The sequence below is a fragment of the Lactococcus sp. FSL K6-0773 genome, assembly GCF_038006485.1.
Classification (GTDB): Bacteria; Bacillota; Bacilli; order Lactobacillales; family Streptococcaceae; genus Lactococcus; species Lactococcus lactis.
The window spans coordinates 2,219,114-2,235,891 of sequence record NZ_JBBOVF010000001.1; the positions used below are offsets into that span (position 1 = coordinate 2,219,114).

General features: G+C 34.7%; 20 protein-coding genes and 1 pseudogene. 17 read left to right on the forward strand and 4 right to left on the reverse strand.

The window, feature by feature from the left end:
* Nucleotides 1-187 precede the first annotated feature (187 nt).
* The 11 genes and pseudogenes from MHB61_RS11145 to MHB61_RS11190 all read left to right on the forward strand — a co-directional run bounded on the left by MHB61_RS11145 (nucleotide 188) and on the right by MHB61_RS11190 (nucleotide 10,662).
* Nucleotides 188-1,084 (forward strand): helix-turn-helix domain-containing protein, encoded by an 897-nt coding sequence (locus MHB61_RS11145; protein WP_004254758.1) that lies wholly within the window; start codon nucleotides 188-190, stop codon nucleotides 1,082-1,084.
* A gap of 40 nt (nucleotides 1,085-1,124) precedes the next feature.
* Nucleotides 1,125-1,697, forward strand: coding sequence for a CDP-diacylglycerol--glycerol-3-phosphate 3-phosphatidyltransferase (pgsA, locus tag MHB61_RS11150; protein ID WP_004254763.1), 573 nt, complete (start codon nucleotides 1,125-1,127; stop codon nucleotides 1,695-1,697).
* A 259-nt stretch (nucleotides 1,698-1,956) separates the two neighbouring features.
* Nucleotides 1,957-2,532 (forward strand): DUF5626 family protein, encoded by a 576-nt coding sequence (locus tag MHB61_RS11155; RefSeq protein ID WP_010906237.1) that lies wholly within the window; start codon nucleotides 1,957-1,959, stop codon nucleotides 2,530-2,532.
* Nucleotides 2,533-2,775: 243 nt separating this feature from the next.
* The gene (locus tag MHB61_RS11160; RefSeq protein ID WP_249351759.1) at nucleotides 2,776-3,549 is read left to right on the forward strand and encodes a helix-turn-helix domain-containing protein; all 774 of its coding nucleotides are present in this window, start codon (nucleotides 2,776-2,778) and stop codon (nucleotides 3,547-3,549) included.
* A gap of 20 nt (nucleotides 3,550-3,569) precedes the next feature.
* Nucleotides 3,570-3,911 (forward strand): hypothetical protein, encoded by a 342-nt coding sequence (locus tag MHB61_RS13840; RefSeq protein ID WP_249351763.1) that lies wholly within the window; start codon nucleotides 3,570-3,572, stop codon nucleotides 3,909-3,911.
* Nucleotides 3,912-4,223: 312 nt separating this feature from the next.
* A complete protein-coding gene (hisS, locus tag MHB61_RS11165; RefSeq protein ID WP_004254776.1) occupies nucleotides 4,224-5,516 on the forward strand; it encodes a histidine--tRNA ligase in 1,293 nt (430 codons plus the stop codon).
* A gap of 24 nt (nucleotides 5,517-5,540) precedes the next feature.
* A pseudogene (locus MHB61_RS11170) lies at nucleotides 5,541-5,910 on the forward strand (HIT family protein).
* A gap of 60 nt (nucleotides 5,911-5,970) precedes the next feature.
* A complete protein-coding gene (gene aspS / locus MHB61_RS11175; RefSeq protein WP_004254782.1) occupies nucleotides 5,971-7,743 on the forward strand; it encodes an aspartate--tRNA ligase in 1,773 nt (590 codons plus the stop codon).
* The gene (locus tag MHB61_RS11180; protein ID WP_004254786.1) at nucleotides 7,724-8,653 is read left to right on the forward strand and encodes a YitT family protein; all 930 of its coding nucleotides are present in this window, start codon (nucleotides 7,724-7,726) and stop codon (nucleotides 8,651-8,653) included. The genes aspS and MHB61_RS11180 overlap by 20 nt, the downstream gene beginning before the upstream one ends.
* Before the next feature lie 99 nt (nucleotides 8,654-8,752).
* Nucleotides 8,753-9,628 (forward strand): YitT family protein, encoded by an 876-nt coding sequence (locus tag MHB61_RS11185; RefSeq protein WP_012898480.1) that lies wholly within the window; start codon nucleotides 8,753-8,755, stop codon nucleotides 9,626-9,628.
* Nucleotides 9,629-9,777: 149 nt separating this feature from the next.
* Nucleotides 9,778-10,662 carry a YitT family protein gene (locus tag MHB61_RS11190; protein ID WP_004254791.1) on the forward strand — a complete coding sequence of 295 codons (885 nt, stop codon included), beginning with the start codon at nucleotides 9,778-9,780 and terminating at the stop codon, nucleotides 10,660-10,662.
* A 39-nt stretch (nucleotides 10,663-10,701) separates the two neighbouring features.
* On the opposite strand, the gene MHB61_RS11195 is transcribed toward MHB61_RS11190, so the two are convergent.
* The 4 genes from MHB61_RS11195 to hslO form a co-directional block, all read right to left on the reverse strand.
* Entirely contained in the window at nucleotides 10,702-10,932 is a 231-nt protein-coding gene (locus tag MHB61_RS11195) for a hypothetical protein (RefSeq protein WP_004254795.1), read from the reverse strand.
* Nucleotides 10,933-11,027: 95 nt separating this feature from the next.
* The gene (gene dusB / locus MHB61_RS11200) at nucleotides 11,028-12,032 is read right to left on the reverse strand and encodes a tRNA dihydrouridine synthase DusB (protein WP_010906232.1); all 1,005 of its coding nucleotides are present in this window, start codon (nucleotides 12,030-12,032) and stop codon (nucleotides 11,028-11,030) included.
* Nucleotides 12,033-12,159: 127 nt separating this feature from the next.
* Nucleotides 12,160-12,681, reverse strand: a complete 522-nt coding sequence (locus MHB61_RS11205) for a dihydrofolate reductase family protein (RefSeq protein WP_004254803.1) — start codon at nucleotides 12,679-12,681, stop codon at nucleotides 12,160-12,162.
* Nucleotides 12,682-12,735: 54 nt separating this feature from the next.
* Nucleotides 12,736-13,602 (reverse strand): Hsp33 family molecular chaperone HslO, encoded by an 867-nt coding sequence (hslO, locus tag MHB61_RS11210; RefSeq protein ID WP_004254807.1) that lies wholly within the window; start codon nucleotides 13,600-13,602, stop codon nucleotides 12,736-12,738.
* 238 nt (nucleotides 13,603-13,840) lie between these two features.
* Here hslO and MHB61_RS11215 point away from each other — a divergent pair, with 238 nt between their 5' ends.
* From MHB61_RS11215 to MHB61_RS11240, 6 genes are all read left to right on the forward strand, one after another.
* A complete protein-coding gene (locus MHB61_RS11215; protein ID WP_004254812.1) occupies nucleotides 13,841-14,164 on the forward strand; it encodes an iron chaperone in 324 nt (107 codons plus the stop codon).
* A 95-nt stretch (nucleotides 14,165-14,259) separates the two neighbouring features.
* Nucleotides 14,260-14,511, forward strand: a complete 252-nt coding sequence (locus MHB61_RS11220; RefSeq protein ID WP_004254815.1) for a hypothetical protein — start codon at nucleotides 14,260-14,262, stop codon at nucleotides 14,509-14,511.
* Nucleotides 14,512-14,590: 79 nt separating this feature from the next.
* Entirely contained in the window at nucleotides 14,591-15,118 is a 528-nt protein-coding gene (locus MHB61_RS11225; RefSeq protein WP_004254817.1) for a pyridoxamine 5'-phosphate oxidase family protein, read from the forward strand.
* 65 nt (nucleotides 15,119-15,183) lie between these two features.
* The gene (locus MHB61_RS11230; RefSeq protein WP_004254818.1) at nucleotides 15,184-15,861 is read left to right on the forward strand and encodes a hypothetical protein; all 678 of its coding nucleotides are present in this window, start codon (nucleotides 15,184-15,186) and stop codon (nucleotides 15,859-15,861) included.
* A gap of 65 nt (nucleotides 15,862-15,926) precedes the next feature.
* A complete protein-coding gene (locus tag MHB61_RS11235; RefSeq protein WP_004254819.1) occupies nucleotides 15,927-16,394 on the forward strand; it encodes a hypothetical protein in 468 nt (155 codons plus the stop codon).
* Nucleotides 16,395-16,563: 169 nt separating this feature from the next.
* Entirely contained in the window at nucleotides 16,564-16,722 is a 159-nt protein-coding gene (locus MHB61_RS11240) for a hypothetical protein (protein ID WP_004254823.1), read from the forward strand.
* Nucleotides 16,723-16,778 lie beyond the last annotated feature (56 nt).

The window sequence follows — 16,778 nt, forward strand, 5'->3', positions numbered from 1 at the left end:
AGCTAAAAATCTACTGACAGAAATTTAAGCATATTAAAATCTTTCTGTCAGTAAAATAAAAGTCGCTCAAAGTCTCAGTGAAACTTTGTCAGCGCAATTTCTAAGGCGAGATAGTAAAAATCTCCAAAATAAACAAAGAACAGTGATAATTAACAATCGATGTGCAGTACAAAAATGAAGGGAGGATATGTTGACAATCAAAACAATCGGACAAGTCTTAAAAGAAAAGCGGACATCGCTTGGACTTGATCTTTCTGAAGCAGAACAATTAACTCAAGTACAAAAATTATATATCGTAGCACTGGAGACAGATGACTATAAAGCCCTACCGGGTGACTTTTACATTAAAGCTTACCTCAAACAATATGCAGAAAAATTGGGGTTGAATGCAGATAGAATTATTCAAGCCTATGATGAAGGCAAAGGAATCACAGTTGAGGATAAAGAGGACATCCTAGAAAATTATCATTTTGTGAAACCGAGTGAGCGAGTAGAACCTGAGGAAGAAGTGCCAAAAACATGGCGTCATTATGTACCAATTATTTCTTTATCAGCAGCGGCATTATTAATTGTAGTAGGTGTTTTTGCAGCGGTAATTATGAATAAACCAGAAACACCAGATTTAATAACCAATGATTATTCTTATTCAAAGAGTGAAGTTAGTACTTCTAAGTCTTCTACAAGCTCTACAAAACCATCAGAAAGTAGTACACAAGCAAGTAGTAGTACACCTGAACCAACAATTGCTATCTCAGGCTCAAGTTCGGCAATGATTGCCACAATTTCTAATATTTCTGACCCTATAAAAGTTGATTTTTCAGTTGCAGCAGGACGAACAATTTGGGTTGGCATGACGAATTCCAATGTTCCAGCAACTGGTCAAACATTATCTGATGGAGCCAATAGTCTGTCTGCTTTAGTGACAACAGGCTCAGAAAATTCAGTAATTACACTTGGAAGTGTTGAAGGGCTTACCATTACGGTTAATGGAAAAGCTCTTGATTTATCATCACTAACCACAACTGGACCAAATAAAATTACTTTACAAATTAATCGAACGACAAGCAATTCAGCTGCTCAATAAATAAAAGCTGAGGCTTATTTTAAGTTGCAAAAGGAGAACTATGAAAGAGAAAATACCCAATCAATTGACAATGGCAAGGATTTTTATGATTCCAATCTTTGTGATTTTATTTTATTTACCAGAAGGTGCACATTTTAACGGTTTTGTTTCACAAGACCATAGTTCAGTGATGTGGGTTATCGCAGCAATTGTATTTGCCGTAGCCTCATTTACTGACTGGCTTGATGGATATCTCGCCCGTAAATGGCACGTTGTCAGCAATTTTGGTAAATTTGCTGACCCATTGGCCGATAAAATGCTCAATATGGTTGCCTTTGTTGTTCTAGTTGGACTTCATGTTGTTCCAATGTGGGCTGTTGCCATTATTATTTGCCGTGAGCTTGCGGTTACAGGATTGCGCCTCTTATTGGTTGAACAAGGTGGAGTTGTTATGGCGGCTGCAATGCCTGGTAAAATCAAAACTGCCACACAAATGTTGAGTGTTATTTTCCTTTTCATTGGAAATCCCTTGTATATAGGAACAATCCTCTTTTATGTTTGTGTCTTCTTTACCATTTATAGTGGCTATGACTATTTTGCTAAAAATATGCAAGTTTTTAGAAATGCTGATTAATCATTTCCAAATAGAAAATAAAAAAATCCAAGTAGAAATACTTGGATTTTTTGTTTTGATTAGTCAAAGAAAAAAGTACCCTAGAGGATACGAATTGAAAAAATATAAAAATCAGGTGCTATAATGATTTTAGAAAAAACAAAAGAAAGTTTAGCAGTCGATTTGATTGCATAGATACTCTAAAAAGAAAGGGGGAATTAGTGATAAATGTTGTGAAAGAACATTAGCATTTGTTGTTTCAATAAAGGAGGTAAACAACATGAAATCGAAAAAAACTTTAATAGGTCTGATGACCTCAGTCACATTCTTAGTTTTTGCAACACCTTTAATGGTTAATGCAGATACTGATTCATCTACTCAAAGTAATAATCAAGTTCCTCAGATAGTAATTGAAAATGTGGATAACTCTTTAGTTTCAACTGTTGATGTACTAGATAGTTCAGAGTCTGCGGTTTTTGACCCAACTATATTACCAGTAAGTGGTGCTGTTCAAACCATAAAAGATAAAAATGGAGCAGTATCCAATATTTCTCTTACTCCACTATTTAACCCAAGAACACGCGTTTCAAATGGAAGTTATACAATTAATGCTTGGGGAATTGGTTGGAATGTAACTTATTATATCAATATTTCTAGTAACAAAATAACTTCTGCAAATAATCTTGACTATATTATTGCGATGCCTGTAAACTCGGCAACTGTAACAGTTGATAGTTCTAAACAAGCAACAGCCCGCTTCTCATTTAGTACACCAATTTACAATATCCTGTCTTGGACCGGCTGGGTCCGTGCCACAATTAATAGTTCAAATAATATTGTAATTACAACTAATTAATTATGCTTACATTAAGTTTAGTATTTCTTAGCTTAATCTTCTTTGTGGCAGGGATAATTTTTCTAATCGTAAAATTGATATCTAAGATAAAAAAGTCGGGCTGACACTGAAATAGAAAAGGGACCCTTTAAGGGTCTCTTTTCTATTTCAAAGCAAATAATTATTCAAAAAAATAAAAACCTCTTGAAAACGTTATATAATAAATATATAATGGAATCATCATAGCAAAAGAGGAACAGGTAAATGAAACAAAAGTCACAAAATTGTGGTAGTTGTTTCAAAGAATTGAGGCAGTTGGCGGCTTTTAAATATAAAGATTTAGAAGCTATTATGTCTAAGACTGGAATTGTCAAATTTGAAAATGGAACTTCTAATATTTCATTTGAGAAATTAGCTGAACTTTTAAAATTTATGGGTTATACTTTGAGTGACTTTATGTATTTATCTGGAGAAAGTCGAGTTGATGAAGTTTATGGGGAAAAGTTTCATATCATTCGCTACCAGCAAGGCTATCGTGATGATTTTTTTATTCCAGTTGGTGTAAATCCTGTTCGTTTGAAGCTATTTGAAAGTGGAAAAATTTTGCTACCGTATGATTTGATTGATGCAATGCTTGGGCTCATGCATATTCCGGAACAGGATTTTTCTTATATTATCAATGGAAGTAAGGATGATTATTTTGTTCATTATATCAACTGGTTGGATAGGATACAGTTAAGAGAAGAATTTGCGGAAGCAGAAATGATTCAAAATGAAGCACAAAAATATGCGAATAATCAAGAAATAAAAGTTAAGATCCTTGAAGAAAATTTTGAAACTTTGAACTATAACAATGAGTGGCTTGAATTGCATTCGCAAGAAAGATTGACCAGACAATACACTGATTACCGTGTCTTAGAATTAACTGCTAAAGCTTGTCATCAAATATTAAATGATGAAGAAGTAACAGAAATTGGTGATTTTTTATTTGGAATCGAGCTTTGGCTTGAAATGCTTGGCAACTCCCTTACTCTTTAGTTTATACAATAATATCAGATATTAATTTACACGAGAAAGAATATAAAGGTAAATTAATTTATCGACGTCGTATTGTACAGACTGCCGGGCGATGTGCTATGACACTCATAAGTAGAGGGGAAACCCAAAAAGCAAGTAACTTATTATCAATGGTTCATCACTATGCAGAAGCACTTGATACACATGTCCAAGGACTTTATCGCTTTGCTTGGGCTTATTTAGATTATAGGAATGGAAAAATAGAAGGTCAAAAAGAAATGCTTAGAGTGATTGCCTTATTTGACTTTTTAGAAGTTCCTATTAGTCGTGATTTTGCTCAAAAATATTATAATCGCCATGTTCTTAATTTAGAAGAATCATAGAAGTTAAAATATTTTCTAAATCCTACAAAAGTTGCTTGCTTTGGCTCACTTTTTGCGTTACAATAATAGAAAAGAGAGTGAGTGTTGGTGAAAGCTCATAGGGTTTGTGACAGTGTTTATCGGTGATAACGTTATAATCAATCTGAGGCTCTGATTTTCTAGGAGCAAATTTAGGTGGTACCGTGCAATGATGCACCCTAGAGCGAGAAGCTTTAGGGTGCTTTCTTATGTAAACGGTATCTTTGAAATGAATGTTCAAACCCAATGAATAATCATAAAGATTTTTACTCCCAGTTAACCGAAAGGAAAAAAATGAAACTTCAAAAACCAAAAGGAACAGCAGATTTACTGCCTGCTGAAACTGCAAAATGGCAGTACATCGAAGAAATTGCTCGTGGCGTTTTCAATGATTATAATTTCAAAGAAATTCGGACACCAATGTTTGAAAGCTATGAACTTTTTAGTCGTGCAACAGGTGAAACAAGTGATATTGTTACCAAAGAAATGTATGATTTTGAGGATAAAGGGGGACGTCATATTGCGCTTCGTCCAGAAGGAACTGCCTCAGCTGTTCGGGCTTATATTGAGAATAAACTCTATGCCCCTGAAGTAGTAAAACCAGTGAAGCTATGGTATGACGCACCAATGTTTCGTTATGAACGTCCACAATCAGGACGTTTACGTCAATTTCATCAATTTGGCGTAGAGTGTTTAGGAGTGAAAAATCCAGCAGTTGATGTAGAAATTATTGCAATGGCTGACACACTTTTCCGCCAGTTAGGAATTACTGGTCTTAAACTAGCTCTGAATACACTTGGAGATATGGAAAGTCGCATGGCTTACCGTCAAGCATTGATTGATTATTTGACTCCTTTTGAGAATCAACTTTCAGAAGATAGCCGTCGTCGTCTCAATGAAAATCCTTTACGCGTTTTGGATAGTAAAGAAGCAGAAGACATCGCAATTGTTAAAAATGCTCCAGCTATTTTAGATTATCTCAATGAAGCTTCAAAGGCTTATTTTGAAGAAGTGAAAGCCTTACTTGAAGCTTTACATATTGAGTACACTATTGACCCAAATATGGTTCGTGGTTTGGATTATTATAATGATACAATTTTTGAATTTATTGTTGATTTTGATGGCAAAGATTTGACCGTATGTGGTGGTGGACGTTATGATGGGTTAGTTGAATATTTCGACGGACCAGCAACTCCTGCCTTTGGATTTGGTTTAGGAATTGAAAGACTTTTGATGATTGCTCAAAAACAAGAAATTAATTTCATTCCTGAAGAAACTTTGGATGTTTATATTGCTGTAATGGGCGAAAAAGCAAATCTTGAAGCAACAAAATTAGCTGAAAGCCTACGTGAACAGGCTTTTAAAGTCGAACGTGATTTCTCAAATCGAAAACTAGGAGCGCAATTTAAAACGGCTGAAAAATTGGGTGCTGAGTTGATTATTACACTTGGAGAAGATGAGATTCGCACAGGTCAAATCAAAGTGAAACATAATCAAACACGTAAACAAGTAGAAACAACACTTAAAGCTGTTCATGAATCATTTGCACCGATTTTTGAAGAGATTTATGCGGATGAAGAACTTTAAGTGACTTAAAGCAGGGGTGAATTGATGACGGATTGTCCATTTTGTCAGATGAAAGATACAATCTTTGAAAATGAATTGGCACAGGCATTTTATGATGCCTATCCAGTCAGTGAAGGTCATATGTTGATTAGGCCAAACAAGACATGTGTCTTCATATTTTGAGATGACCAAAGCTGAAAGAAAAGCAATTGAAGAACTTTTAGACTTATCAAAAGATAATTTAACTGAGAAATTTCATGCCGAGGCCTACAATATTGGCATTAATGTTGGTAAAGCAGCTGGACAAACTGTTTTTCATTGTCATGTTCATCTAATACCGCGGCATCAGGGAGATGTAAAGAATCCAACCGGTGGTGTTCGTGGTGTCATACCTGAAAAACAAAACTATAGATAATAAAAAGAAAGAGGAGTAAAATTTTACTTTGTGTACTAGAAGAGTAAAATTTACATTTATATGAAACGTACAAATTACGCGGGAAATATTACAGAAGAATACTTAAATCAAACGGTTACGGTTAAAGGCTGGGTAGCCAAACGCCGTAATCTTGGTGGATTAATTTTCATTGATTTACGTGACCGAGAAGGGATTGTCCAAATCGTTGTCAATCCTGAAACAGCAGCGGCTGATGTGGCAGAAGCAGCTGATAAAGCACGCAATGAATTTGTTCTTGAAGTGACAGGTAAAGTTGTTGAGCGCGCAAGCAAGAATGACAAAATTAAAACTGGTGGTATTGAAATTGAAGCGACTGCCATTGAAATTTTGTCTACTTCTAAAACAACACCTTTTGAAATTAAAGATGATGTTGAAGTTCTTGATGATACTCGTTTGAAATATCGTTACCTTGATTTACGTCGTCCAGAAATGCTTAAAAATATCACAATGCGTCATGCGACGACTCGTTCAATTCGTGAATATTTGGATGGAGCAGGATTCATTGATGTTGAAACACCATTTTTAAATAAATCAACACCAGAAGGAGCGCGTGATTATCTTGTTCCATCTCGTGTTAATAAAGGTGAATTTTATGCTCTTCCACAATCACCACAATTAATGAAACAGCTTTTAATGACTGCTGGACTTGATCGTTATTATCAAATTGTTAAATGTTTCCGTGATGAAGATTTACGTGGTGACCGTCAGCCAGAATTCACACAAGTCGATTTAGAAACATCATTTTTGTCAGAAGAAGAAATTCAAGATTTGACAGAAGAGTTAATTGCTAAAGTCATGAAAGATGTGAAAGGAATTGATGTCACTTTACCTTTCCCACGTATGAAATATGATGATGCCATGAACTTTTATGGTTCTGACAAACCTGATACTCGTTTTGAATTGTTACTGACAGACTTGTCAGCACTTGCTAAAACAATTGATTTCAAAGTTTTCCAAGAAGCAGAAGTTGTTAAAGCGATTGTTGTCAAAGATGCTGCTGACAAATATTCTCGTAAGTCAATTGATAAATTGACAGAACAAGCCAAACAAAATGGGGCCAAAGGCCTTGCATGGGTTAAATTTGAAAAAGGTGAATTTGCTGGTGGCGTTTCTAAATTCTTAGCAGAATCTACTGACAGCTTTGTTAATGAATTGAAATTGACTGACAATGACTTGGTACTCTTCGTTGCTGACAGTCTTGATGTAGCAAATTCAGCTCTTGGTGCGCTTCGTTTAACGATTGGTAAACAACAAGGATTGATTGATTTCCGTCAGTTCAATTTCCTTTGGGTCATTGATTGGCCTATGTTTGAGTGGTCAGATGAAGAAGAACGTTATATGTCTGCTCATCATCCGTTTACTTTACCAACGAAAGAAACACAAGCCTTTTTATCTGCTGACGGACATAGCAAAGATTCTGATTTGAAAAAAGTTCGTGCCCATGCTTATGATATTGTTTTAAATGGTTATGAACTTGGTGGAGGGTCACTAAGAATTAATACCCGCCAACTTCAAGAAGAAATGTTGAGCGCTCTTGGCTTTAAATTAGAAGATGCAAACGAACAATTTGGTTTCTTGCTTGAAGCACTTGATTATGGTTTCCCACCACATGGCGGTTTGGCACTCGGTCTTGACCGTTTCGTAATGTTGCTTGCTGGAAAAGACAATATCCGTGAAGTAATTGCTTTCCCTAAAAATAACAAAGCCTCTGACCCAATGACACAGGCTCCATCCATAGTTGCTGAAAAACAACTGGAAGAATTGAGTATTAAACTTGCAAACAAAGATCAATAAAATTCTCGGCGCCCTTCTAGATAGAATTGGACTTTATCAAGTTTTAAAATCTATTGGCGCTGAAAAAATGGCAAATAAATTTTCGGCAGCAGTTGTTTATGCTGTCTTCTCATCATTCGCATTGAACTTTTTCTATCAGCCAGGACATGTGTATGCTTCTGGTGCGACGGGTGCAGCTCAGGTTGTTACTGAATTAGTAGCCAGAATAAGTGGTCATAATATCTTACCTATTTCTGCTTCTTTGATATTAGTAAATGCGCCACTTTTCATTCTTGCTTGGCGAGGAATAGGCAAACAGTTCACCGTTTATACAGTGATTACAGTTGTTATGAGTTCAGTTTTCATCCATTTTATTCCAGTGACGCCCTTAACTCATGAGCCAGTTATTAATGCTGTCTTTGGTGGGGCAATTATGGGATTTGGTGTTGGGAATGCAATGAAATCTGGGATTTCTTCTGGAGGGACTGATATCGTCAGCCTCTATATGCGTAAGAAAACAGGAAGAAGTGTTGGAACTTTGGCATTTCTGGTCAATGGTGTGATTATTTTTACAGCCGGAGTTCTTTTTGGCTGGGAATACATGCTCTATAGTTTAATTGCTATTTTCGTTAACTCTCGTGTACAAGATGCAATCTTTACAAGACAAAAACGTCTTCAAGTAATGATTGTAACTAAAAATCCAGAATTACTGACAAAGAAATTAGTGAATCGTTTTAAACATGGAGTAACCATTTTACATGACGCGGAAGGTGGCTATACACATACCAGTCAGACCGTCCTCATGACTGTCATTACAATGTATGAATATCAGGAATTCAAGGATATTATTCAAAAATATGACGAACATGCTTTTGTATCAATATCGGAGAATGTTCGAGTGCTTGGAAAATTTGCAGAAGTAGAAGATTAACTGCTTAGGTTTTACATTGAAAAAAGAAAGATAAAAGGGAGAAAGCCAAAAGGAGGACTTTCTCCCCTTATTATCTGAAAAAATAAAGGAGGAAATAAAATGAAAAGATTTGCAAGAGTACATTTTTTGTACTTGCTTGCCATCGCAATTGGTACTGGAATTTATGCTTTTGGCTTTGTCGCCTTTAATATGGCGAATCACTTAGCTCAAGGAGGGGTCGCCGGACTTTCTTTGATTTCTTATGCTTTATGGCATATTGACCCTTCTTATGTTCAACTTTTAATCAACATTCCTCTTCTGATGATAGGTTATCGTTTTTTAGGAAGAAGAACCTTTATTTATACAATTTGGGGAATTGTGAGTTTAGCTGTTTGGATTTGGATTTTCCAAAGGGTCAGTTTTACAATTAATATTGGAAATGATACTCTAATAGCCGCTTTACTCGCCGGAGTCTTTTCAGGTTCAGGAATCGGATTAGTCTTTCGCTTTGGTGGAACAACAGGTGGGACAGATATTCTTGCTAAGTTATTTCAAATAAAAAAAGGAATTCCTGTTGGGCGAATGCTTTTTATCTTTGACTCTTGTATCTTGGCTCTATCTTTAAGTTATGTTGACCTTAAACATATGATGTATACTTTGATTGCCAGTTTTATTTCAATGCAAATGATTAATTTGATTCAAAATGGTGGTTATACAGTTCGGGGAATGCTTATTATCACAAATCATCATGTAGAAGTTGCTAAAACAATTATTGAAGAAATTGGCCGAAGCGCAACATATTTACACGGTGAAGGAGCCTATTCAGGAACTGAAAAAGAAGTGCTTTACGTTGTTCTTAACCCAAGTGAAATACAAGAAGTAAAACAAATTCTATCGGTAATTGACCCGAATGCCTTCGCTTCAGTCATCAATGTTCATGAAGTTGTGGGAGATTTCGCTCCTAAACGGGGTAGATTTAAAGATTTAAAAAAATAAAATAGCTCATTGGGCTATTTTTTTTAAGATACTTAAGTTAAAAAGGGAGAAGTTTTCAAAAGTTGACTAAATTCTAAATTTAAACTACAATAGATTTAAACATCCTTGCCCTCGGCAAGGATATTTCATCGAAATTTTTGAGGAATATTATGAAAAAATTATCTAAGGTGCATTTTTTGCAACTTCTTGCTGTTACAATTGGTACAGCAATCTATGCCTTTGGTTTTGTTGAGTTCAACATGGGGAACCACTTGGCTGAAGGTGGAGTCGCTGGGCTTTCATTGATTGGTTATGCTTTATTGAATATTGACCCTTCCTACACCCAGCTTATCTTAAATATTCCACTTTTAATTCTTGGATATCGCTTTCTTGGGCGCCGAACCTTTGTTTATACAATTTGGGGAATCGTGAGTCTTTCAATCTGGATGTGGATTTTCCAACGGATTCCAGTCGCAATTAATGTTGGACATGATTATTTAATCGCTGCTTTGCTCGCTGGTGTATTTGCCGGAACAGGAATTGGTTTAGTTTTCCGTTTTGGTGGAACGACTGGTGGGGCCGATATTATTGCCAAGCTTTTGCAGATTAAGGCTGGGGTCGCTGTTGGGCGAACTTTCTTTATCTTTGATGCTTGTGTGATGTTACTTTCATTAAGCTATATTGATTTACGCCATATGATGTACACTTTGATTGCAAGTTTTGTGGCAGCACAAGTAATTAATGTGGTTCAATCTGGTGGTTATACGGTTCGAGGAATGCTTATTATCACGAATAATCATGCTGAAATTGCTAAAGCAATTATTGAAGAAATCGGTCGTAGCGCGACTTATTTACATGGAGAAGGGGCTTACTCAGGAAATTCTAAAGAAATTTTATATGTTGTTTTAAACCCTGGAGAAATTCAAGAAGTAAAACAAATTTTGTCTATTCTTGACCCGAATGCTTTCACATCAATTATAAATGTTCATGAAGTCATTGGTGATTTCACTTATCCACGCAGTCGTTATAAAGTGGCTAAAAAAGGAAAAAAATAGCTCAAGAGAGCTATTTTTTATTTTTGTCAGTGAAATTAATTATCTTGAAAGACGTGCGCCTTCAATTTCACCAGTAGATTTGACTCCTTCAACAGAAAAACTATCTGCATTGATTCCAGTTTTGATATTTTCCAACTGCTTAATTGTCTTATCTAACTGAATCAAGTTTTGAACATTGTATTCAAAAGTATAATTACTAATTTCTCGTTTTGCTTTCTTCAGGTGAATAATAGCTTTTTCGATTTCTTCAGTGGCTTTTGTTGTACGCATATAGAAAACCCTTTCTATTTTCGGAATTGTTTGAATATTTATCTCTATATTTATTATAACTAAAAAACCTGGAAATTTCCAGATTTCATATCGTTTTATTTGATTCCATTCACAAAATTATCGAGAATAGTGATAATTTCTGCTTGTGATTCTGCTTGATTGACAGCAACTTTTACTTTTGCTGCACGAGAAGCTCCTTTTAGGTAATATGCTGCGTGCTGACGAAATTCTCGGCTAGCAAGATTATCACCTTTTAATTCGACGAGACGTGCCAAGTGAAGTTTTGCAATTTCCATTTTTCCCGCAACTGTTGGTTCAGGCAATAGTTCACCTGTTCGTAGATAATGCTCGGTACGATGAAGAATCCAAGGGTTTCCAAGGGCTGCTCTTCCCATCATGACCGCAGTGACGCCTGTTTCATCAATCATGCGTTTCGCGTCTTCAGGAGTCTTGACATCGCCATTTCCGATGACCGGAATATTGACATTTTCGGTCAATTTTTTGAGCCAGTGCCAATTTTCTTGAGCATTTCCTGTATAAGCTTGTGCTTTGGTTCGTGCATGCATAGAAACAGCCGCTCCGCCTCCCGCTTCAATCGCTTTAGCATTTTCAACTGCAAAAAGGTGGTCGTCATCCCAACCAATTCGGATTTTCACTGTTAGTGGTCTTGAAATAGCTTTAGAAACAGCAGAGACCACATCATAAACTTTATCAGGATCAAGCAAAAGACGAGAACCGGCTTCGTTTTTAGTGACTTTGGGTACTGGGCAACCCATATTGATATCAATAATATCAGCAACAGTATTTGCTTCAACAAATTTGGCTGCTTCAACCAGAGTATCTACTTCACCCCCAAAAATTTGCATTGAGAGTGGATGAGGGACCCCTTCAAAATCCATCATTTCCAAAGTCTTTTTGTTGCGATGTTCAATTCCTTTATCAGAAATCATTTCAGTTACAACAAGTCCAGCTCCAAATTCTTTAGCAGTAGTCAGAAAAGCTTTATTCGTAATTCCGGCCATTGGTGCTAACACAATTTTATTTTTTATTTCGATATCGCCAATTTTCCACGATTCGTTGTAAATTTTGTCCATAGTCATAAAGAATATTATAGCAATTTTTTGAGATTTCACAAGGTTTTAAGGCTTAAAAAGTTACTGACAGATCTGTCGGTGAATTCTGTCAGTAAGTTTTACTGACAAAAAATACTGACAAAATCGTCAGTATCTATTTTTTTACTAAATAATGTAATTCAACAAATTGTCCGTAAATTTTTGTGTCAATCAGTTGAAGTTTCTCTTTGTAATTTCCTGACGGAAAAAGTGAAATTCCGTCTCCTAGTAAAACTGGGGCAATGGTAACTTGTAATTCATCAACCCAATGATTTTCAATAAAAAGTTTGATGACTTCTCCGCCGCCAACAACCCAGATATTTTTGTCAGTATCCGCAAAATTTACTGACAGCTCTGTCAGTTTTTCTTTGTCAATAAAAACGATATTGTCAGTAGAAGAAATTTTTTGATGAGTTAAAATATAAGAAGTTTTGTCAGAATAAGGCCACTGACCGGCTTGCTCTTTTTCTAACCAATCATAAGTCTTTTTACCCATAATGATTGTACCAATATCACTATAAAAAGCACCATAGCCGTTATCACCCTCACCCTCAACATCAAAAAGCCATTGGAGACTTTCTTCTTTGGTGGCAATATAGCCGTCTAATGTAGAAGCAATAAAAAGTTTTACAGTCATTTTTCTCAATTCTATTTACTGACAGAATTTCTGTCAGTAAAATAATTAGTTATTTTACTTAAGGAGTGCTTTTAATTCATCTTCAGAATACTCATATTTGTTTTCACAGAATTGACAAATAATTTCAGCACCGTGATCCTCGGCTATCATTTCCTCAATTGGTTCTCTTCCTAAAGATTTAATGCCTTCAAGGAAACGTTCCTTACTACAATCACATTTGAATTCCAAAGGAAATTCGCCAAGATTTTTGTATTCCATATCGCCATAAATATTGTCTAACATCGTTTTTAATGGTTCTTCACTGGTCAGCATTGTTGCAATTGAAGGCATACTTTTAATATTATGTTCAATTTCGGTAATTTCTTCGTCAGTAGCATCTGGCAAAGCTTGCAACATAAATCCACCAGCAATTTTGACTGTATCTGAGTCTTCATTAAGCAAAACATTCACACCAACAGAAGAAGGAGTTTGTTCTGAACTTAAAAAATACCAAGCTAAGTCTTCGCCAATTTCACCAGTAATTAAATCAACTTGACCACTATAAGGTTGTTTAAGCCCCATGTCTTTGACCACAACTAAAAAGCCATTACCAACAAAAGGAGCAACTAACACTTCACCAGTTGAAGCTTTTTTATAGTCGAGTTCACGATTTTTGACATAACCTTTGACATGGCCGCGGCTATCAGCGACTGCGATGATTGGACCCATTGCTCCATCACCCAGAACTTTAACTGTAATTTTAGTATCACCTTTTTCATTAGCTCCTAAAATTTGTCCAGCAATCAATGTACGACCTAAGGCAACCGTCGAAGTTGGCCATGTTTGATGGCGTTCCTGTGCTTCTTTCACAGTTAGGGTTGAATCCAAAGCAAAAGCTCTGAAATGCCCATTTTTTGAGATTGATTTGATAATTTTATCCATGAGTCTATTGTACCACAAGACCCCAACTGACCTCAATAGAGCACAAAAATTGTCAATCAATAAATGATATAAAAGCAAGAAAAAACCTCAGATTTTCCTTTGACGTTTGAGAAATCTTAAAAGTGTTTGTTAAGAATAAAGGATTTTGATAAACTAATAGCAGTAAATAAATTTTTTTTTGAACATATTATTACTAAAAACAACAAAAAAATGATAATGAAGATGAGAGAGGCCTGCTATGGAATTTGAAGATTATTTTAAAAATGATGAGTTAATGAACACTGTCAGAGAAACTGTAAAATTGGTCTTTCCTGAAGCACAAGAACGTATTTCCTACGGAATGCCTGCATGGTTTAAGGATAAGAATGTCCTTATTTATGCAAGTCCTCAAAAAAAGCACTTAGGAATTTATCCCAAACCAAACTTCATTGAAAATAATAGTGCGTCTCTTAAAGAACAATACGAATGCAGTAAAGGGACCATAAAAGTCCCTTATGATGTTGAAACCAATGAACTCAAACGCTTAGTTAGTGAGATTGTAAAATGGAACTTGGGCCATTAAATTTAACTGGTGTTTTGATAATAAACTATAAAAATTATTTGTATTTGTAAATTTATGTATCCTGAAACCAATTATTAAAAGAAAGAATGTGAATTATGCGAACTGTACCACTTGGACCAATATTAATATTTATTGCTTTTTTTATATTAATTTATATAGGACTAGTCATAGCAATTATTTTAACTGCTTTTATCAATGCAGTTCGTAAAAATGAAAATGTAGATGAATCATTTTTAGATAAATTTGAACGTCTTAATAAAGAATATTTTTATACGTTGTTTAAGAAAGGTTACAAGCCTAAAAAAGAAGCTTTGCCCGAATGGATTCGTTGGATAAGTAAACCCTGAGAATGGTATTTTAAAATAATCATATGTAAAAATTTAATATAAATTAATTGAACAAATACAGAAGTAAAGGATAATAACAATGGATATGAGAAGAGCTAAAAGACAGGTCACAAACATTGAGCTAATTAAAGAACTGGTTGAAGAAGTACAAGTCGTTCGTCTGGCCATAAATGGAGAAATTTACCCCTATGTAGTACCAGTAAATTTCGGCTATTCTTGGGATAATAATGATCAACTAACACTATATGTTCATGGAGCAAAAGAAGGAAAGAAAGTATCAATGCTAGAAAAAAATCCTTTAGTTGCTGTCGAAATGGATAGTCATCATAAGCTAATCGAAGGAAATAAAAATGCTTCAACTTATTCTTACGCCTATCAAAGTTTGATTGGTTTTGGAAAAGCAGAAATGATAGAAAATTTGGACGAAAAGAGGGTGGCATTGGAGCTTTTAATGGAGCATGCAGCAAAAGGAAAAGAATACGACCCCATGCCAGAAAAAATGTTAGAGCGAGTTGGAGTAATAAAAATTGAATTGGACTCATATACTGTAAAACAAAATATCCATCCTGAGAAAAAAATTAGAAATTTTTGGGACTTATATTGTTAAGCTAAATAAAAATGTTCTTTAAAAGAGAATGATTTTATATAAATTATGAAAATTTGGAGTAGAAAATGATTAGAAAAAAGGAGTGGGAGAAATCCTTTAAAAATGTAAATGGGCGTGAGCCTAATGAAGAAGACTATGAAAAGGCTCTTTCACTAGGCTTGGTACGCGAGGAGTCTAGTGTTCCAAACTCTAATAAAAAAACAGTGCTTGTTTTAGGAACTGTTATTGTGAGTCTTTTAATATTTGCGATAGGAATTTTATTAACGATCTTTTTCTATCCCAGTCCAAAGAGTTCACAAGCAAGTTTTGCTAGTAGCACTTCTCAATCTTCCAAAAAAGAAAGGGAGTCTACAGATACTGGTTCTTCAATTGATTACAAGGATTCATCAAAATTATCACAAGAAGATCAGGTGAAACTTGAAGAAGGATATAAATCTATTGAACTTGAGAAAGAGGCTTGGCATAGACAAATGTTGCGAGATATCATTACCATGTATGCTGAACCAAAAATAAGTTATAGTGACAGTCAGTTTCAAGAAAAATATGATAGCGATTACAAGCAGTGTACAGAAGCGATTGAAAACAAAGTAAAAGAAATACTCCCTGAACATTTAAGGGCTTATACTGAAGCTCATTATGAAAATGGAGGATTAGGACTTCCTACTTTTGATAATATAATAAATGAGGCAAGAACATATTATAATTCAACCACTAAAAATTGGACATATCCTCAAGATTCATAATTTTTCAATCACAAAATAAAAAAACAAATTGACATGGAATAAGAGTTTAACAACTAGGAGTAGTTATGAAAAAAATTATCTTATGGAGTCTTACTTTTCTTGTAATATTAACACTATCGTCATGCTCAAAGAATAAAAATAGCAAGTACGATTCAGTAATTTCAGATTTAAAATCAGAACTTGCTGTTAAAGGGGATTCGAAGCTTACTTTTGATAATTATGAATGGAGTTATAAAGTCGTTCATAATGTGACAAATGCAGATATTTCTAAAGGAGATATGATTGAAGTTTATCCTAAAAAAGAAAGAGATTCAAAAAGGCTATTTAATATAAATATAGATTCACAAATGGGGGATTCCTATGCACAAAGTAAAATTATAGTCCTGCAAAAAATAGTTTCTAAAATTGCTAAGAAGCTACCTAACGATAATTCTGAAATTACTCTAGGTTTTAAAAGTCAACAAAAAAGTAAAAGAATTGTCCCAGTTGCTCGTTCTCTAAAATCTATGGATGCATTTCCGATAAATGATTGAGAAAATAAAGTTTTCTAAGACAATTAGCACTAATAATTCGAAAAAATATAGCTTATTTTGCTAAAATATTAAAACTTGTATTAGGGTGCAAACTATAATCTCAAGATAAATGTAATCTATCATCCAACTGGATAAAATCCATTTTTATAAAATAGAAAGAATTTAGAACATGAAAAAAGGCGACATCATCATCTTAGCTGATGGACAGAAAGCTACCGTTATATTTGGTGATGAATCAAATTATCAACATAGCTGTATTGTAAAATTGGAAAATGGTCAATTAAAAGTAGTTGAAGAAAAAAATATCTCGCTTCTTTCACTAAATTAATAACTCAAATGTCAGATAAGTGATAATAATTGTATAATGGATATTTTTCTAGCTCT